16 protein-coding genes are annotated in these 17,201 nt (G+C 68.5%); 8 read left to right on the top strand and 8 right to left on the bottom strand.

Annotation, left to right across the window (positions count from 1 at the left end; translation table 11 throughout):
• Nucleotides 1-34 precede the first annotated feature (34 nt).
• From dnaQ to ACYVO7_RS10960, 5 genes are read right to left on the bottom strand one after another with little or no spacing between them, the layout of a single operon-like run.
• Nucleotides 35-757, bottom strand: coding sequence for a DNA polymerase III subunit epsilon (gene dnaQ, locus ACYVO7_RS10980; RefSeq protein WP_460449975.1), 723 nt, complete (start codon nucleotides 755-757; stop codon nucleotides 35-37).
• Nucleotides 758-776: 19 nt separating this feature from the next.
• The gene (gene coaE / locus ACYVO7_RS10975; RefSeq protein WP_460449863.1) at nucleotides 777-1,400 is read right to left on the bottom strand and encodes a dephospho-CoA kinase; all 624 of its coding nucleotides are present in this window, start codon (nucleotides 1,398-1,400) and stop codon (nucleotides 777-779) included.
• A complete protein-coding gene (locus tag ACYVO7_RS10970) occupies nucleotides 1,397-2,260 on the bottom strand; it encodes a shikimate dehydrogenase (RefSeq protein ID WP_460449862.1) in 864 nt (287 codons plus the stop codon). The genes coaE and ACYVO7_RS10970 overlap by 4 nt, the downstream gene beginning before the upstream one ends.
• Nucleotides 2,257-2,880 (bottom strand): Maf family protein, encoded by a 624-nt coding sequence (locus tag ACYVO7_RS10965; RefSeq protein WP_460449861.1) that lies wholly within the window; start codon nucleotides 2,878-2,880, stop codon nucleotides 2,257-2,259. The genes ACYVO7_RS10970 and ACYVO7_RS10965 overlap by 4 nt, the downstream gene beginning before the upstream one ends.
• 2 nt (nucleotides 2,881-2,882) lie before the next feature.
• Nucleotides 2,883-3,713 carry a pyruvate, water dikinase regulatory protein gene (locus ACYVO7_RS10960; protein WP_460449860.1) on the bottom strand — a complete coding sequence of 277 codons (831 nt, stop codon included), beginning with the start codon at nucleotides 3,711-3,713 and terminating at the stop codon, nucleotides 2,883-2,885.
• A gap of 511 nt (nucleotides 3,714-4,224) precedes the next feature.
• Between ACYVO7_RS10960 and hemE the strand changes: the two genes are divergently transcribed.
• The 8 genes from hemE (at nucleotide 4,225) to ACYVO7_RS10920 (ending at nucleotide 12,842) form a co-directional block, all read left to right on the top strand.
• Nucleotides 4,225-5,193 (top strand): uroporphyrinogen decarboxylase, encoded by a 969-nt coding sequence (hemE, locus tag ACYVO7_RS10955; RefSeq protein ID WP_460449974.1) that lies wholly within the window; start codon nucleotides 4,225-4,227, stop codon nucleotides 5,191-5,193.
• Nucleotides 5,190-5,615, top strand: coding sequence for a protoporphyrinogen oxidase HemJ (gene hemJ, locus ACYVO7_RS10950; RefSeq protein ID WP_460449859.1), 426 nt, complete (start codon nucleotides 5,190-5,192; stop codon nucleotides 5,613-5,615). The genes hemE and hemJ overlap by 4 nt, the downstream gene beginning before the upstream one ends.
• A gap of 212 nt (nucleotides 5,616-5,827) precedes the next feature.
• Complete coding sequence (gene rho, locus ACYVO7_RS10945) at nucleotides 5,828-7,093, top strand: transcription termination factor Rho (RefSeq protein ID WP_406855588.1); 1,266 nt, start codon at nucleotides 5,828-5,830, stop codon at nucleotides 7,091-7,093.
• A gap of 52 nt (nucleotides 7,094-7,145) precedes the next feature.
• Nucleotides 7,146-8,483 carry a tRNA uridine-5-carboxymethylaminomethyl(34) synthesis GTPase MnmE gene (gene mnmE / locus ACYVO7_RS10940; RefSeq protein ID WP_460449858.1) on the top strand — a complete coding sequence of 446 codons (1,338 nt, stop codon included), beginning with the start codon at nucleotides 7,146-7,148 and terminating at the stop codon, nucleotides 8,481-8,483.
• A 77-nt stretch (nucleotides 8,484-8,560) separates the two neighbouring features.
• Nucleotides 8,561-10,444, top strand: coding sequence for a tRNA uridine-5-carboxymethylaminomethyl(34) synthesis enzyme MnmG (gene mnmG / locus ACYVO7_RS10935; RefSeq protein WP_460449857.1), 1,884 nt, complete (start codon nucleotides 8,561-8,563; stop codon nucleotides 10,442-10,444).
• Complete coding sequence (gene rsmG / locus ACYVO7_RS10930) at nucleotides 10,437-11,078, top strand: 16S rRNA (guanine(527)-N(7))-methyltransferase RsmG (RefSeq protein WP_460449856.1); 642 nt, start codon at nucleotides 10,437-10,439, stop codon at nucleotides 11,076-11,078. Before mnmG ends, rsmG begins: the two co-directional genes overlap by 8 nt.
• 14 nt (nucleotides 11,079-11,092) lie before the next feature.
• Entirely contained in the window at nucleotides 11,093-11,935 is an 843-nt protein-coding gene (locus ACYVO7_RS10925; protein WP_460449855.1) for a ParA family protein, read from the top strand.
• 34 nt (nucleotides 11,936-11,969) lie between these two features.
• On the top strand, nucleotides 11,970-12,842 hold the full coding sequence (locus tag ACYVO7_RS10920) for a ParB/RepB/Spo0J family partition protein (protein WP_460449854.1): 873 nt from the start codon (nucleotides 11,970-11,972) through the stop codon (nucleotides 12,840-12,842).
• A 9-nt stretch (nucleotides 12,843-12,851) separates the two neighbouring features.
• On the opposite strand, the gene holA is transcribed toward ACYVO7_RS10920, so the two are convergent.
• Genes holA through leuS form a run of 3 tightly spaced genes read right to left on the bottom strand, consistent with a single transcriptional unit; the run spans nucleotide 12,852 to nucleotide 17,023 of the window.
• Entirely contained in the window at nucleotides 12,852-13,874 is a 1,023-nt protein-coding gene (gene holA, locus ACYVO7_RS10915) for a DNA polymerase III subunit delta (RefSeq protein ID WP_460449853.1), read from the bottom strand.
• A 1-nt stretch (nucleotide 13,875) separates the two neighbouring features.
• Nucleotides 13,876-14,406 carry an LPS assembly lipoprotein LptE gene (gene lptE / locus ACYVO7_RS10910; RefSeq protein WP_460449852.1) on the bottom strand — a complete coding sequence of 177 codons (531 nt, stop codon included), beginning with the start codon at nucleotides 14,404-14,406 and terminating at the stop codon, nucleotides 13,876-13,878.
• Nucleotides 14,393-17,023, bottom strand: coding sequence for a leucine--tRNA ligase (leuS, locus tag ACYVO7_RS10905; RefSeq protein ID WP_460449851.1), 2,631 nt, complete (start codon nucleotides 17,021-17,023; stop codon nucleotides 14,393-14,395). The genes lptE and leuS overlap by 14 nt, the downstream gene beginning before the upstream one ends.
• Between the last annotated feature and the right edge of the window lie 178 nt (nucleotides 17,024-17,201).

Raw genomic sequence — 17,201 nt, 5'->3', positions numbered from 1 at the left:
GGCCCCTGGGCCGGCTTCTTGCGTTTGGACGCGTTCAGGACGCCGCCTTGGCGGCCTCCGGCTCGGGCAGGTAGTCGCGCCAGATCACCTCGCCGCCGAGCGTGCGGATGAAGGCGTCGTGGGCGTCCAGCTCGGCGCGGGTGAGCCTTGGCGGCAGCGGCTCGGGACGCACCAGCGTCCGCCTCTGGCCGGTGGCGCGCTCCACGGCGCTGCGCACCCCCGCCACCATGAGGCCGAGATCGGCCTGGCGGCCGCCCAGAAGCTCGACATAGACCTCCGCCAGGATCTCGGCGTCGAGCAGCGCTCCATGCTTGGTGCGGCGGGAGTTGTCGATGCCGAAGCGGTTGCACAGCGCGTCGAGGCTGGCGGGCGCGAAGGGAAACTTGCGCCTGGCCAGCGCCAGGGTGTCGACGATCCGGGCCTGCTCGATCGGCGGCTTGCCGAGCCGGTCCAGCTCGGCGTTGAGGAAGCTGACGTCGAAGGCGGCGTTGTGCGCCACCATCTTGGCGTCGCCGATGAACTCCACGAAGGCGTCGGCCACCGCGGCGAAGACGGGCTTGTCGGCCAGGAACGCGCTGGAGAGGCCATGCACCGCGAAGGCGGCTTCCGGCATGTCCCTCTCGGGATTGATGTAGACGTGGAAGCTCTGTCCCGTCGGGATGTGGTTGAACATCTCCACGCAGCCGATCTCGACGACGCGGTCCCCGCCCAGCGGGCTGAGGCCGGTGGTCTCGGTGTCGAACACGATTTCGCGGATGGACATCGACTTCCCTTGATCAGCCCGCCGACGCAACCAGGCGCGCCGCCCGTCCCTGCCGGCCCGCGCAGGCTCGGATGACGTCGCGAACCTGCCGCCGGGCGGCCTCGAAGCCCCGGCTGGTGTCGATGAGCCAGTGGGCTTGCGACCGCTTCGCCGAATCGGGCGTCTGCTTCGCCAGGATGGCCTCAAACTTCTCCAGGGTCATGCCCGGTCGCTCCAGCACGCGCTGCTTTTGCACAGGAGCCGGCGCGGTGACGACCAGCACGGCGTCGCAGCGCCGGTTCCCGCCCGTCTCGAACAGCAGCGGGATGTCGAGGACGGCGAGCGGCGCCGACGCGGCGACGCAGGCTCTCAGGAACTCGATCTCGGCGGCGCGGACCAGAGGATGGACGATGGCCTCAAGCCGCTTGAGCGCCTCCGGGTCGGCCAGCACCATCCCGCCCAGCGCGGCCCGGTCCACGGCGCCGTCGCGGGTGGAGCCCGGAAAGGCCTGTTCGACGAGTGGGGCCGCCTGGCCGCGATAGAGCGCATGGACCGAGGCGTCGGCGTCGTGCACCGGCACGCCCGCCTCCCGGAAGAACCCGGCCGTGGCCGACTTGCCCATGCCGATCGATCCCGTGAGGCCCAGGACGAAGGTCATGCGGGACGGCTCTTCTCGATGTCGGCGACGACCAGGGCGCGCAATTCCGGCGTCACCTCGGGGAGACGGCCGAACCAGTGCTCGAAGCCGGACGCCGCCTGATGCAGCAGCATGCCGAGGCCGTCGACCGTGCGGGCGCCGCGGGCGCGCGCCTCCCTGAGGAGAGGCGTCTCGAGCGGCACATAGACCGCGTCGGTGACGACCGCGCCGGGCCTGAGGCCCTCGAGCGACACGTCGAGCGCAGGCTGGCCGGTCATCCCCAGCGAGGTGGCGTTGACCAGAAGGTCGACGCTGGGCAGGAGCTCGGAAAGGTCCTCCCAGCGGGCCGCCCGGACGCGCTCGCCGAAGAACCGCGCCAGCGTCTCGGCGCGGTCCGGGGTCCGGTTCAGGATCGTCACGAGCCCGACCTTGCGGTCGAGCAGGCCCGCCACGATGGCCCGCGCCGCGCCGCCCGCCCCCAGCACGAGCGCATGGCCGGCGGCGTCCGCCCAGCCCGGCGCGTCGGCGTCGAGCGAGGACACGAAACCCACGATGTCGGTGTTGTCGCCGTAGAGCACGCCGTTCTCGAACCAGACCGTGTTGACGACCTCCAGGGCGCGGGCGCGATCGGTCGCGACCTCCACGGTCCGGTAGGCCGCTTCCTTGTGCGGCACCGTGACGTTGCACCCCGCATAGCCGCGGGCCTGAAGAGTCTTCAGGAAGGACGGAAAAGCCTCGGGCGAGACCTCCTCGCGCCCATAGGATCCGGGGAGGCCCAGCGTCTCCAGCCAATGCCCATGGATCAGGGGCGAGCGCGAATGCTTGACCGGCCAGCCGACGATGCAGGCGCGCGGCGCGGGTCCGGGGGCGGCCACGCTCATTGGGCGGCGGCCCCGATCTGGCGGAAGAAGGCGAGCAGCGGCATCAGCGGGAGCCCCAGGATGGTGAAGTGATCGCCTTCGATCGCCTCGAAGAGATGAATGCCCAGCCCTTCGAGCTGGTAGGCGCCGACGCTGCCCAAGGCGGCGCCGCCGGCCGCGTCCAGATACCGCGCGATCATGGCCTCCGACAACGCCCGCATGGTCAGGCTGGCGGTCGCCACGGTGGAAAAGAGCGCCTCGCCGTCGCGCATGACCACGGCCGCCGAGTGCAGGGCATGGCGCCTGCCCGAGAGCCGGCGCAGCTGCTCCGCCCCTTCGGCGGCGTCGGCCGGCTTGTGGAAGGCCTCCGCGCCGCAGGCCAGCGTCTGATCGGAGCCGAGCACGAGGCGGCCGGGCCGCAGGCGCGAGACCGCCGACGCCTTGGCGCCGGCGAGAGCCAGCGCGACCCCTTCCGGGTCGGCGCCGCGCCGTCGGGCGGCGGCCTCCTCGGCGCGCTCGTCGATGTCGGCCGGCATGGCCTCCAGCGGGATGCCGGCGGACGCCAGCAGATGAATCCTGGCGGCGCTGCGCGACGCGAGGACGAGCGGCTGCTGGCTGGTCCAGAGCGGGGAAGCCGACATCCTCACTCCACGATGAAGCGCATGCGGTGCTGCTTCAAGAGGTCCAGGATCGCGGCGGCCGTCTCCTCGATGGAGCGTCGGGTCACGTCGATGATGGGCCACCCGTAGCGGGCGCACAGCTTGCGGGAGTGGGCGACCTCCTCGGTCACGGCCGTCTTGTCGACATAGGGCGTGTCGTCGGAGGCGTTGAGCGTGAGCAGCCGGTTCTGGCGGATCTGCACGATGCGGTCGGGGCTCGCCACCAGCCCGACCACGAGGGGCCGCTTGACGTGCTCCAGTCCGGGCGGCAGCGGGATGCCGGGCACGAGCGGGATGTTGGCGGTCTTGATGCCGCGATTGGCCAGGTAGATGCTGGTCGGGGTCTTCGACGTGCGGCTGATGCCGACCAGGATGATGTCGGCCGTCTCCAGGTCCGGCGGCAGCGCGCCGTCGTCATGCATCATGGTGTAATTGAGCGCGTCGATGCGCTTGAAATAGTCGACGTTCAGGACGTGCTGGGCGCCCGGGCGGTGCGTCGACACGGTTCCCAGATAGGACTGGAAAAGCCCGAGCACCGGATCGAGCACCGACAGGCACGGGCAGCTGAATTCGCGGCAGGCTTCCTCGAGGCGGCCCGCGAGCTCCGGCTCCACGAGGGTGTAGAGCACCATCCCGGGCGCGGCCTCCAGCTCGCCCAGGACGCGGTCGAGCTGGGTGGAGGTGCGCACGAGCGGATAGACGTGCTCGATGGCCGAGATGCCCTGGTACTGGGCGGCCGCGGCGCGGCTGACCGCGATCAGGGTCTCGCCCGTGGCGTCGGACACGAGATGCAGGTGAAAGTAGCTCCGTCCCAAAGCGAGCGGTCCCAGGTTCGAAGCCCGGAGGTCCGGGTCCTTCGGCGCGATTCACAGGGCTGTGGAGCGCTGTGGATGGCGGGCACAAATCGGCCCGACCGGTCGGCGGGCGTGAACACTGTCGCAAGCGCAGGGACAGCGATCAACAGACGATCCCGACGGGGACGGAATCGGCCGGCTTTTGCGCACAGGCGGGGACAACCGCGCGAGGCGCCGCGACGCAGGCGAGGCGTTAAGCATCAAAGCCCCGCAAAACCCTTAATGAATCGTTAACGGCCCCCGAGCCTCCCGTCGGGCCGTCGGGCGCGAGGCCGCCAAGCCTGTCGCCCGAGAACCTGTGGGCGTCCTGTGGAGCGCTTGGCGTTCCGCAGGCGGGCGGTCTAAAAGAAAGGACAAAAGAATCTTAGAAAGAAAAAGGATATTTGAAGTGGGATCGGATCACCCTCCGGGCGGCAAGCCGCTCCTGCGCGTGCTGGCCGGCGAGACGCTGAGCCGACCGCCTCTCTGGATCATGCGCCAGGCGGGCCGCTATCTCCCCGAGTACCGGGAGCTTCGCGCCACGGCTCCCTCCTTCATGGACTTCTGCTACGCGCCCGCCAAGGCGGCCGAGGCCACCCTACAGCCCATCAGGCGCTTCGGCTTCGACGCGGCCATCATCTTCTCCGACATTCTCGTCGTGCCGGACGCCCTCGGCCAGAAAGTCACCTTCGCGGAAGGCGAGGGCCCGAGGCTGCATCCCATCACCCTCGACGGCGGTCTGAAGAGGCTCTCCGACGAGATCGACCTGGAGCGGCTTGGAGCGGTCTTCGAGACCATCGAGCGGGTGCGGGGCGCCCTCGGGCCCGAAACCGCCCTCCTGGGCTTCTGCGGGGCTCCCTGGACCGTGGCGAGCTACATGATCGCCGGCAAGGGCACGCCGGAGCTCGCCCCCTCCAGGCTCCTCGCCTATCGGGACCCGGACTTCCTGCAGGCGCTCATCGACCGGCTGGTCGCCGCCTCCATCCGCTACCTCGTCCGGCAGTTCCGTTCCGGGGTGGACGCCGTCCAGATCTTCGAGAGCTTCGCCGGGGCGCTCACCCGCGAGGGCCTGGAGCGCTGGTCGATCGGGCCCATCCGGCGCATCGTCGACGGTGTCCGGGCCGAGGTCCCGCATGCGCGGATCATCGTGTTCCTGCGCGCCTCCGGGCTCGGACACCGCCTGGCGGCCGAGCGCACCGGAGCGGACGCGGTCGCGCTGGACTGGGCGGTGGACGGGCGCTGGGCGGCCGAGCAGGTCCAGACGCTGAAGCCCGTGCAGGGCAACCTCGATCCCCTGACGGTGGTCGCCGGCGGGGCGGCGCTCGACAACGGAGTGCGCGCCGTGCTGGACGCCTTCTCGGGCGGGCCGCACATCTTCAATCTCGGCCACGGGATCGTGCCCGAGACGCCGGTGGAGAACGTCGAGCGGCTGGTCAGGCTCGTGCGGGGGGACCAGGGTTGAGCTACGACTGGGTGAAGGCCCTGCATGTGCTCGCCATCATCTCCTGGATGGCCGGGCTCCTCTATCTCCCGAGGCTCTTCGTCTACCACGCCGACGCCGTGAAGGGCTCCGACAAGTCCGAGACTCTGAAGCTCATGGAGCGGCGGCTGCTCAAGGGCATCATGAACCCGGCCATGATCGTCAGCTGGCTCGCCGGGCTCTGGCTGGTCTGGCAGGGCGGATGGTGGAAGGCGGGTTGGTTCCACGGCAAGTTCGCCCTCGTGCTGGTCCTGTCCGGCGCCCACGGCTTCCTGAGCAAGGCCGTGAAGGATTTCGCGGCGGACGCCAATGTTCGGAGCCCACGGTTCTTTAGGGTCGTGAACGAGGTTCCGACGCTGCTGATGGTCGGGATCGTCATCCTGGTCATCGTGAAGCCGTTCTGACGCCGGGCGCCACGGGGCTTGTGCCCTGCGTCAAAAACGGGTATCCGTCGCGAGCCTCCCTCAGTCGTGGTCGGTGCTCGGGCTGTCGCTTCGGTTTCGCCGTCGCCACAGCCGGCGTCACGACAGGAACCGACAGGATCGGTCCCACGTTTTTCTCACCCACCTATCGCAGACGCCCGGCTTAGACGGGCCGCGACTCCCAGGACATACCCATGCGGGAAATCAAGCTCCAGGACCTCAAGGCGAAGTCCCCGACGGAGATGCTCGCCTTTGCGGAGGAACTGCAGGTCGAGAACGCCGGCACCATGCGCAAGCAGGAGCTGATGTTCGCGATCCTCAAGCAGCTCGCCTCCAACGAGGTGGAGATCATCGGCGAGGGAGTCGTCGAAGTGCTGCCTGACGGCTTCGGCTTCCTGCGATCGCCGGATTCCAACTACCTGGCCGGCCCGGACGACATCTACGTCTCGCCGTCGCAGATCCGGCGCTTCGGCCTGCGCACCGGCGACACGGTCGAGGGCCAGATCCGCAGCCCCAAGGAGGGCGAGCGCTATTTCGCCCTGCTCAAGGTCAATACGATCAATTTCGAGGACCCCGACAAGGCGCGCCACAAGGTCAATTTCGACAATCTGACGCCGCTCTACCCGAACGAGCGCCTGAAGCTCGAGATCGAGGACCCGACCCGCAAGGACTTCTCGGCCCGCGTCATCGATATCGTGTCGCCGATCGGGAAGGGACAGCGCGGCCTCATCGTCGCGCCGCCGCGCACCGGCAAGACGGTGCTGCTGCAGAACGTGGCGCAGTCCATCACGACGAACCATCCCGAGTGCTACCTGATCGTGCTGCTCATCGACGAGCGGCCCGAGGAGGTGACCGACATGCAGCGCTCCGTGCGCGGCGAGGTCGTGTCGTCGACCTTCGACGAGCCTGCCTCCCGGCACGTGCAGGTGGCCGAAATGGTGATCGAAAAGGCCAAGCGCCTGGTCGAGCACGGCCGCGACGTGGTCATCCTGCTGGACTCGATCACCCGGCTCGGCCGCGCCTACAACACCGTGGTGCCGTCCTCCGGCAAGGTGCTGACCGGCGGCGTGGACGCCAACGCCCTGCAGCGCCCGAAGCGCTTCTTCGGCGCCGCCCGCAACATCGAGGAGGGCGGATCGCTGACCATCATCGCGACCGCGCTGATCGATACGGGCAGCCGCATGGACGAGGTGATCTTCGAGGAGTTCAAGGGCACCGGCAACTCGGAGATCATCCTGGACCGCAAGGTCTCGGACAAGCGCGTGTTCCCGTCGCTCGACATCACGCGCTCGGGCACCCGCAAGGAAGAGCTGCTGGTCCCGGCCGACGTCCTCAAGAAGATGTACGTGCTGCGCCGCATCCTGAACCCGATGGGCACCGTCGACGCGATCGAGTTCCTCCTCGACAAGCTGCGGCAGACGAAGACCAACGGCGACTTCTTCGATTCGATGAACACCTGAGGGCGGAGATCCGGATCGATTCGGATCCGGTCCCATCCGAGGATGACGCCGCATGGGCGGACAGATCCTCCCTTCCGACACCATCTACGCCCTGGCCACCGCGCCCGGGCGCTCGGCCCTCGCGGTCGTCCGCATCAGCGGACCCCTCTCGGGGCGCGTGCTGACTAGGCTCGCCGGCGCCATGCCCCCGCCGCGGCGGGCGACCGTTCGCACCTTGCGGAGCGCCGAGGGCGTTGCGCTCGACGAGGCGCTCGTCCTTTTCTTTGAGGGCCCGGCCAGCTTCACGGGCGAGGACGTCGTTGAACTGCACCTGCATGGCGGACGGGCCGTGACGTCAGCGGTGCTCCACGCGCTCTCGCGCATCGTGGGCGTCCGCCCCGCGGAACCGGGCGAGTTCACCCGTCGGGCGCTCCACAACGGGAAGATGGATCTGGCCCAGGCCGAGGGACTGGCCGATCTGATCGATTCGGAGACGGATCTTCAGCGCGCGCAGGCCATCCGCCAATATGGGGGCGGGCTCAGCGCGGCCGTCCAGGAATGGCGCGCCCACCTCCTGGCCGCGCAGGCGATGATCGCAGCCGACCTGGACTTTTCGGACGAGCACGACGTCGGGGACGACGTCCCCTTGGCCGAACTGGTCCGTCTCTTGGACTGGGTCAGGGCGGCGCTCCTCGACCAGATCGCCGACCGCCGCGCCGAGCGGGTGCGGGACGGCGTCACCGTGGTGGTGACTGGGCCGCCCAATGTCGGCAAGTCGTCGCTTCTGAACTGGTTCGCCGGGCGGGACGCCGCGATCGTGACCGACGTCCCGGGCACCACGCGCGACCTGATCGAAGTGGACGTCGATCTCGATGGCGTCCTGTTCCGGTTCGTGGATACGGCCGGGATCCGCGAGACGGTCGACCCCGTCGAATCCATCGGGATCGACAAGGCGCTGCGTCGCGCAGCCGAAGCGGACATCGTGCTTCGACTCAGCGATCGGGATGAATTAGACGCTGCGCCGTCCGGCAGGCCATCGCCCGGCGTGGTGCAAAGGACAGTCCGAACCAAGATCGATTCACGTCCGGAACGACGTTCATGGGCGGACTTCTCCATCTCGGTCGTGACTGAGGCAGGTCTCGGTGACCTCAGGCGCGCGCTGCTGGAGGTCGCCTTACCCATGTCGGGCAGAGATGCATCCCTCGTCACGCGTGCGCGCCACCGCGCCGCCATGTCGGCGGCAGTTTCTCATCTCGATCGAGCCGTCGCCTTGACGGAGGCCGGTGGCGGGCTGGAACTCGTCGCCGAGGAACTCCGCATTGCGTCAGGATCGCTCGCCGAACTCACCGGATCGTTGACGTCCGAGACCATCCTCGACGAGGTGTTCTCCTCCTTCTGCATTGGCAAATAGTTTCACGTGAAACATCGATTCGACTCCGAACCAAGCTCCCGCTGGCGCAGAGAGCCGGAATTCGGTATGAGGCGGCCATGAACGCTCTCTCCTTCGATGTAGTCGTGGTCGGCGGCGGTCACGCCGGCGTCGAGGCGGCGACCGCCGCTGCGCGGACCGGCGCCCGGACGGCGCTGGTGACGCATCGCTTTGCGACCGTTGGCGAGATGTCGTGCAATCCGGCGATCGGGGGACTCGGGAAGGGCCACCTGGTCCGAGAGATCGACGCGCTCGACGGCGTGATGGCGCGAGCCGCGGATGCGGGCGGCATCCAGTTCCGGGTTCTGAACCGGCGAAAGGGCCCGGCCGTCCGGGGGCCGCGGGCCCAGGCGGACCGCAAGCTCTATCGCAACGCCGTGCAGGAGATGGTGCGGGGAACGCCGGGTCTCGACGTGATCGGGGGCGAGGCGAGCAGCCTTCTCCTCGACGACATGATCGTACAGGGCCTGGCCCTTGCGGATGGCCGCGTCATCGCATGCGGAGCGGTGGTGCTCACCACCGGGACGTTCCTCAACGGCCTCATTCACATCGGCGGCGCGACGCGCCCGGCAGGGCGGATGGGGGAGGAACCGTCCATTCAGCTCAGCCGGTCGCTGCAGGCGCTGAACCTGCCGCTGGGCCGGCTCAAGACCGGCACCCCCGCCCGGCTGGACGGCCGCACGATCGATTGGGCCGGCCTTGACCATCAGGATGGCGACGACCCGCCTGAGCCGTTCTCGTCCCTGACATCGGCCATCACCCGGGAGCAGGTCCGGTGTGGGATCACCTACACCAATGAGCGCACGCATGCGGTGATCCGGGCCAATCTGGACCGTGCCCCCGTCTTCACCGGCGCCATCCAGGGCAGGGGCCCGCGCTACTGCCCGTCGATCGAGGACAAGGTCGTTCGATTCGCCGACAGAACGATGCACCAGATCTTCCTGGAGCCGGAGGGACTGGACGACGACACCGTCTATCCGAACGGCATCTCGACGTCCCTCCACGAAGACGTCCAGGCGGCGCTCATCGCCACGATTCCCGGCCTGGAGAGAGCCCGCATTCTTCGGCCCGGATACGCGATCGAATACGACTATGTCGATCCCACGGCGCTTTGGCCGACACTCGAGGTGAAGGCTGCGCAGGGGCTGTTCCTGGCCGGGCAGATCAATGGGACGACCGGCTACGAGGAGGCGGCCGCGCAGGGCGTCGTGGCGGGACTGAACGCCGCGCGGCGCGCCGGCGGGCAGGATGGCCTCGTGATCGACCGCACCCAGGCCTATATGGGCGTGCTTATCGACGATCTGGTCACCAAGGGGGTGAGCGAGCCCTATCGCATGTTCACGTCGCGTGCGGAGTACCGCCTTTCGCTCCGGTGCGACAATGCAGAGGATCGGCTGCATGCGCTGGGCGCGGCCGCCGGACTCGTCGGGCCCGACCGTCGCCGGCGCTTCGAGGCGCGGCAAGCCGAACTGCAGCGCGGCAGGGCGTTGCTGGACGGATTGACGCTGACGTCGGCCCAGGGCGCCCGATGGGGCCTGCGCCTGAACCAGGACGGATCGACCCGCTCGGCCTACGAGTTGCTCTCCTATCCGGACATCAGCTTTGAGCGCCTGTGCGCGATCTGGCCGGAGCTTCACACGATCGCTCCTCCCGTGGCGGAGCGGCTCGCCGTCGATGCGACTTACTCGGTCTATCTCGACCGTCAGGACAAGGACATCGCAAGCTTCCGGCGGGAGGAGGCGATGGCTTTGCCGGCCGACCTGACCTATGAGGGGCTGCCTGGATTGTCGTCCGAGCTGACCATGCGGCTCCAGACCGTCCGTCCCGCCAGCCTCGGCCAGGCGGGCCGGCTCGAAGGCATGACGCCGGCCGCCCTCGCGATCGTCGCCGCTCATGCCCGTCGCGCCAGTCGATTCGCGTCAGAAACGACGCGCCATGCATGACCGTGCGGCGGTGCTGGCCGCCCTTCGTGTTTCACGTGAAACGGAGGCCCTGCTCGACAGCCTCGTCGCGTCCCTCGTGAGGTGGCAGACGGCGAAGAATCTGGTCGGACCCCGAACACTCGATGAGGTCTGGACGCGCCATATTCTGGATTCGGCGCAGCTTGCCGACCATGTTCCGCCATCGAGCCGGGTCGTCGATCTGGGTTCAGGCGCCGGGTTCCCCGGCCTGGTTCTCGCCATTTTGAGGAAGGGCGTCCCGGGCTCCCATGTCAGCCTCGTCGAGAGCAATGGCCGGAAATGCGCCTTTCTGCGGGAGATGATCAGGACGCTCGGCCTCCAGGCGTCGGTGTATAACGCGCGAATCGCGTCCGTTCTTCCTACCCTCGCCGGAAAAGTCGACGTCGTGACCGCAAGGGCGCTCGCGAGCCTGACCGACTTGCTCGAGCTCACGAATGAGCTGTTGAAAGGGCCGGTCACGGGAGTGTTCCCCAAGGGTCAAGATGTAGCGGACGAATTGACCGAAGCCGCTAAATACTGGACATTCGACGCGTCGACAGTGGCGAGCCGCACAGATTCGAAGGCCAGGATCGTGCTCGTTCGGGAGGTTCGCCGGAAGTCGCTGACTGCGTCCTGAAGATAAGGCGGATCATGACGACCGACACCATCCGGCTTAGCCGCTCGGGCGCTCGCCCCAGGGTCCTGGCCCTCGCCAACCAAAAAGGCGGCGTGGGCAAGACGACCACGGCCATCAATCTCGGGACCGCCTTGGCGGCGATCGGCGAGCGCGTGCTGATCGTGGATCTCGACCCCCAGGGCAACGCCTCCACGGGCCTCGGGATCGACCGCAAGAGCCGTCGGCTGTCGACCTACAATGTCCTCGTCGGCGAAGCGACGCTGCGTCAGGCCGTGCTCGAAACGGCCGTGCCGCGGCTCTGCGTGGCGCCGTCGACCCTGGACCTCCTCGGCGTGGAGCTGGAGATCTCCGGCGAGAAGGACCGGGCGCACCGCCTCCACGGCGCCATCGCGGCGCTTCACGCGCAGCAGCTGGCGGACGGGGAGGAAGGCTTCACCTATGTGCTGGTGGATTGCCCGCCGTCGTTGAACCTGCTCACCATCAACGCCATGGTGGCGGCCGGAGCGGTGCTGGTCCCGCTCCAATGCGAGTTCTTCGCGCTCGAGGGATTGAGCCAGCTGCTCAAGACCGTGGAGCAGGTCCGGGCGGCGCTGAATCCCACCCTCTCGATCCACGGCGTCGTGCTCACGATGTTCGACCCCCGAAACAATCTGTCGAACCAGGTGGTCCAGGACGTCAGGCAGTTCATGGGCGACAAGGTCTATGACACGGTGATCCCGCGCAATGTCAGGGTGTCCGAGGCGCCGTCCTACGGCAAGCCCGTGCTGCTCTACGACCTGAAATGCACGGGGTCGCAGGCCTATTTGAAGCTCGCGTCGGAAATCATTCAGCGGGAGCGGGCGCTCCAGGCCGCCTGACTCGTTTCGTCCATGAACTTGTAGGAGTCTCTTGATGGCTGAGGAAGCGCGTTCGCGCCTGGGTCGCGGCCTGGCCGCCCTGATCGGCGACGTCGGAGACGAGGTCGCGGCGGTGGACCGCGCCCGCGGACAGCGTCGCGTGCCGGTCGAGTTCCTGCGGCCGAATCCGCGCAACCCGCGCAAGCAGTTCGACGAGGCCGACCTCGATGAGCTGGCGGCGTCGATCCGTGAAAAAGGGGTCATCCAGCCGATCCTGGTCCGGACCTTGCCGGGCCTTGTCGATGTCTACGAGATCATCGCCGGCGAGCGGCGCTGGCGCGCTTCGCAGAGGGCGGGACTGCACGACGTGCCGATCCTGCTGGTGGAGGCGACCGACCGGGAGGCGCTGGAGCTCGCCATCGTCGAGAACGTCCAGCGCGCCGATCTCAACGTGCTCGAAGAGGCGCTCGGCTACGACCAGCTCGTCGCCGAGTTCGACTACTCGCAGCAGGATCTCGCCCGCATCATCGGCAAGAGCCGCAGCCATGTCGCCAACACCCTTCGGCTGCTGAAGCTGCCGGAGCCCGTCAAGGCGATGGTTTCCAAGGGCGAGCTGACGGCGGGCCATGCGCGCGCCCTCCTGACGATGCCGGACCCCGAGGCGGCCGCGAGGCGCATCGTCGAGAAGGGCCTGAATGTCCGTGACGTCGAGAAGATGTCGCAGGAGGCTCACGCCGCGCCGGACGAGGCCGCCGGCAGGCGCGCCCGGGCCGAGAAGGACCCGGACACCCGCGCCCTGGAGAAGGCGCTCGAGGACGTTCTGGGAATGGTGGTCACGATCCAGCACGGCGCCCGCGGCGGAGACGTGCGGATCAAATACAAGACGCTGGACCAGCTCGACGCGCTCTGCCGCCGCCTGCGCCACTGAGGGCTGACGTCAGGCCCTGGCGGCGCGCGTCGCGATCGTAAGGAAGGCGCGCGAGGCCACGACCTCGCCAAGGCCGCCGTTCCGGCGCGCCTGCGCCTGAGCGTCCCGCAGCGTCGCGATCACGCTTTCCAGCGCTCCCGCCCGCCATTTGGCGAGCTGACGGCTAAAGGCGTCCTTGCGCTTGAAGAAGATGCGCGCCGCGTCGGCGGCCCGTTCGGGAGAGGCGCCGAGGTCGATCGCCACGCGGGTCTTGTGCAGCGTCATCGCGTGCCGCAAGGCCGCGCCGATGACCATGCTGGCGTCGTCGCCCTCCTGGAACAGCCGAACGAGGGCCCGGTCCATCGTGTCCGGCTCGCCCGAGAAGACAGCGTCGACGACGCTGTCCAGGACCGAACCGCCGATATCGGCCAGGACGGCCTCGACGTCGGCTGCGGTGACGACCTTCGATCCGTGCGCATAGGCGGCCAGCTTCTCCAGCTCCCGGCGGATGAGCAGCCGGTCGGGCGCGAGCATCTCGCGCAGGAGTTCCTTGGCGTCGCGATCGGCGTGGAGGCCGTACTCGTTCAGCAGCATGTCGATGACGCCCGCGAAGTCCTTGCCTTCATCGGCGTAGCAGGCCAGCGCCATCGCCGTGCGGGCGCCCTCGACAAGGGCCCGGACAGGATTGCGGCCCTGCAGATCCCCGGCTTCGACGACGATCCTCGCGTCCGTGGGAGGGTGGGCGATCAGGGGCGCCAGCGACGGCGCGAGGTTGCGCGACCCCGCCCTGACCCAGATGGACCTGCGGCCGCCGAACAGGCCGATGGTGTTGGCCTCGTCGGCGATGCGCGACGGATCGGCGCCGATGTCGTCCCCGTCGAAGCGGACCAGCTGGAAGGCGTCGTCCGGGTTCTCGACATAGCCCCTGGCGAGCGCCCGGGCGCGCTCGTGAACCAGGCCCGCATTGGGGCCATAGACCAGGATGACCGCATAGGCCGGATCGGGGCGGCGCACGAAGGCGTCGACTTCGGCCCCGCCCTTGCGCGTCGCCATATCAGGTCCCGGTCGCGAGCTTCGCGGCGATGCGGGTGCGGAGCTGGTCCGCCAGGGTCTTGGCGATGCGAATCTCGGCGTCGCGGGCCGCCCGGACCGCCGCGAATCGCTGCGGCGACCGATCATAGGACGCCGACGCGAAGGCCTTGGCGCGCATGATCTCGCGGCCGCCATTGATCTCGACCAGCGCGAAATCGACCGTCGCCATGATGGTGGCGGAGTCGGCCCGGCCCGTGGCCGTGTTGACGATCGCGGCCTGGACGTTCTCGCGGACGTTCATGGTCAGCCGGTAGCGGTGCGGAACCTGCTCGCCGGATCCGTTCAGCTCGAACCCGAGCTCCTCCACGAGGTAATGGCCGAGCCGGTCCTGAACCTGATCGACGACGATGGATTTCAGGCCCGCGTCGACCGACCCTCCGCCGATCTTCGCCTCGCCGTAGAGCGGCCGCAGGCAGCCGCCGAGCGGCAGCGCCAGCGCGCCCAGGACGAGGACCGAGCGGCAGGCGCGCAGGAGGCGATCAGGCGACGACATTGACGATCCTCTGGGGAACAACCACGACCTTGCGAACCGGCCGCCCTTCCAGGGCGCGCAGCACGGCGTCGAGACGCAACACCGCGCCTTCGACTTCCGCCGGCGTCGCCGTCCGGGCCACCGTGACGTCGGCGCGCTTCTTGCCGTTGATCTGGACCGGAAGGGTGATCTCGTCCTCCACGACCAGGTCGCGGTCCGCCGTCGGCCAGGGCTGGTCGGCGACCATCCGTCCATGGCCCAGCGCGGCCCAGCATTCCTCAGCCAGATGCGGCATCATCGGGGCGACGATCTGGATCAGGAACTGGCCGGCCTCGCGGAAGGCCCAGGCCAGATCGGCCGGCCGCTCGGCGCTGTCGACCGCGCCGATGGCGGACGAGAGCGCGTTGGCGAGTTCATAGGCGTGCGCGACGCACCGATTGAATCGGAGCCGTTCCACGTCCTCCTCGGTGCTGATCAGCGCCCGGTGAGCCGCCTTGCGGATCGCCAGGGCCTCGTCCGAGAAGGCCGACGGCATGGGAGCGTCGAGGGGAGCCGCCATGCGGGCGATCTCGCCCGTGAGGCGCCAGAGCCGCTGCACGAAGCGGGCGGCGCCCTGGACGCCCTCCTCGGTCCAGATCACGTCGCGCTCGGGAGGCGAGTCCGACAGCATGAACCAGCGCGCCGTGTCGGCCCCATAGGTCCCAATGATGTCGTCGGGGTCGACCGTGTTGCGCTTCGACTTCGACATCTTCTCGATCGAGCCGATCTCGACCGGCTCGCCGCTCGACAGGAGCGTCGCGCGGCGGCTGGCTCCCTCGGCCTCGATCCTGATCTCGGCGGGGCTCGCCCAGGCGCCGTCCTGCGTCCGGTAGGTCTCGTGCACGACCATGCCCTGCGTGAACAGGCCGGCGAAGGGCTCGTCGTGCCCGACATGGCCGGTCTGCTTCATGGCGCGGGTGAAGAACCGCGAATAGAGCAGGTGAAGGATCGCGTGCTCGATCCCGCCGATATACTGGTCCACCGGCAGCCAGCGGTCGACGACGGCGCGATCCGTGGGAGCCTGGTCGAGCCAGGGATCCGTGAAACGGGAATAGTACCAGGACGAATCCACGAAGGTGTCCATCGTGTCCGTCTCGCGCCTGGCCGGCTTGCCGCATTGCGGGCAGTCGACATGCCTCCAGGTCGGGTGGCGGTCCAGCGGGTTGCCCGGCTCGTCGAAGGAGACGTCGTCCGGCAGCTTGACCGGCAGGTCCGCGATCGGAACCGGCACGACGCCGCAGTCGTCGCAGTGGATGACCGGGATCGGGCAGCCCCAATAGCGCTGGCGGGAGACGCCCCAGTCGCGCAGCCGAAAGTTAACCTTGCGGGCCGCCACGGGGCGGCCGCCCAGGGTGGCGCGCTCCAGCCGGCGGGCGACCTCCTCACGGGCCTCGGCCGTGCTCATGCCGTCGAGGAACCGGGAATTGATCATCCGCCCGTCGCCGTCATAGGCGACGTCGGTGATCACGAAGGAGGCCGGATCGACGTCGGGCGGGCAGACGACCGGGGTGGCGCCCAGCCCGTAGCGGTTGACGAAGTCCAGGTCGCGCTGGTCATGCGCGGGGCAGCCGAAGATCGCGCCCGTGCCGTATTCCATCAGGATGAAGTTGGCGACGTAGACCGGCAGCTCCCAGGACGGGTCGAACGGATGGCGCGCCCTCACGCCGGTGTCGAACCCCTTCTTCTCGGCCTTGTCGATCGCTTCCTGCGCCGTGCCGGTGCGCTTGCAGTCCTCGATGAAGGCGGCCAGATCGGGCGAACCCTCGGCGCAGGCGCGCGCCAGCGGGTGATCGGGAGCGACGGCCAGGAATTTCGCGCCAAACAGCGTGTCAGGCCGCGTCGTATACACTTCGACCTCGCCGTGCCCTGCGGGCGCGGTGTTCGAATCGAGTGCGAAACGCACCATCAGGCCCTCGGAGCGCCCGATCCAGTTCCGCTGCATCAGCCGGACTTTCTCGGGCCAACGCTCCAGGCCGTCCAGGGCGTCGTGAAGCTCCTGCGCGAACTGGGTGATCCGGAAGAACCATTGCGTCAGCTCGCGCTGCTCGACGAGAGCGCCCGAACGCCAGCCGCGGCCGTCGATGACCTGCTCGTTGGCCAGGACGGTGTGGTCGACCGGGTCCCAGTTCACCTTCGCGGTTTTCCGGTCGACCAGGCCGGCCGACAGGAAATCCAGGAACATGCGCTGCTGGTGCTTGTAGTAGCTGGGGTCGCAGGTCGCGATCTCGCGGTGCCAGTCGAGCGACAGGCCCATGGACTTCAGCTGCGAGCGCATCGCCGCGATATTGGCGTAGGTCCAGGTCGCCGGATGGACCTTGTTGGCCATCGCGGCGTTCTCCGCCGGCATGCCGAACGCGTCCCATCCCATGGGATGCAGGACGTTGAAGCCCCGGGCGCGCTTGTAGCGGGCGACCACGTCCCCCATCGCGTAGTTGCGCACGTGACCCATGTGGATCCGGCCCGACGGATAGGGGAACATCTCGAGGACGTAGTAATGAGGCCGCGGATCGTCGTTACGGGTCCGGAACAGCTCCCGCTCTTCCCAGATACGCTGCCACTTGGGCTCGGCTTCGCGGGCGTTATATCGCTCGGACGTCATCGATGGTCTTGGGCCCCGGTTGTCGTCCGCCTCCGGACCAGATCGGGCTCCAGTCGGAAGACGCGGACAAAAGCATTGCGTCGCCCCGCTTGCACGGTGCGCCTCGGGCGGACTAGGACACGATTGCGGCGATCGGTCAACGGTTTGGCGGGCGCGCCCAGAACCCCGCGGGAGACGA

The organism is Alsobacter sp. SYSU BS001988 (assembly GCF_054796215.1).
This window is presented reverse-complemented; position numbering and strand designations above follow the sequence as displayed.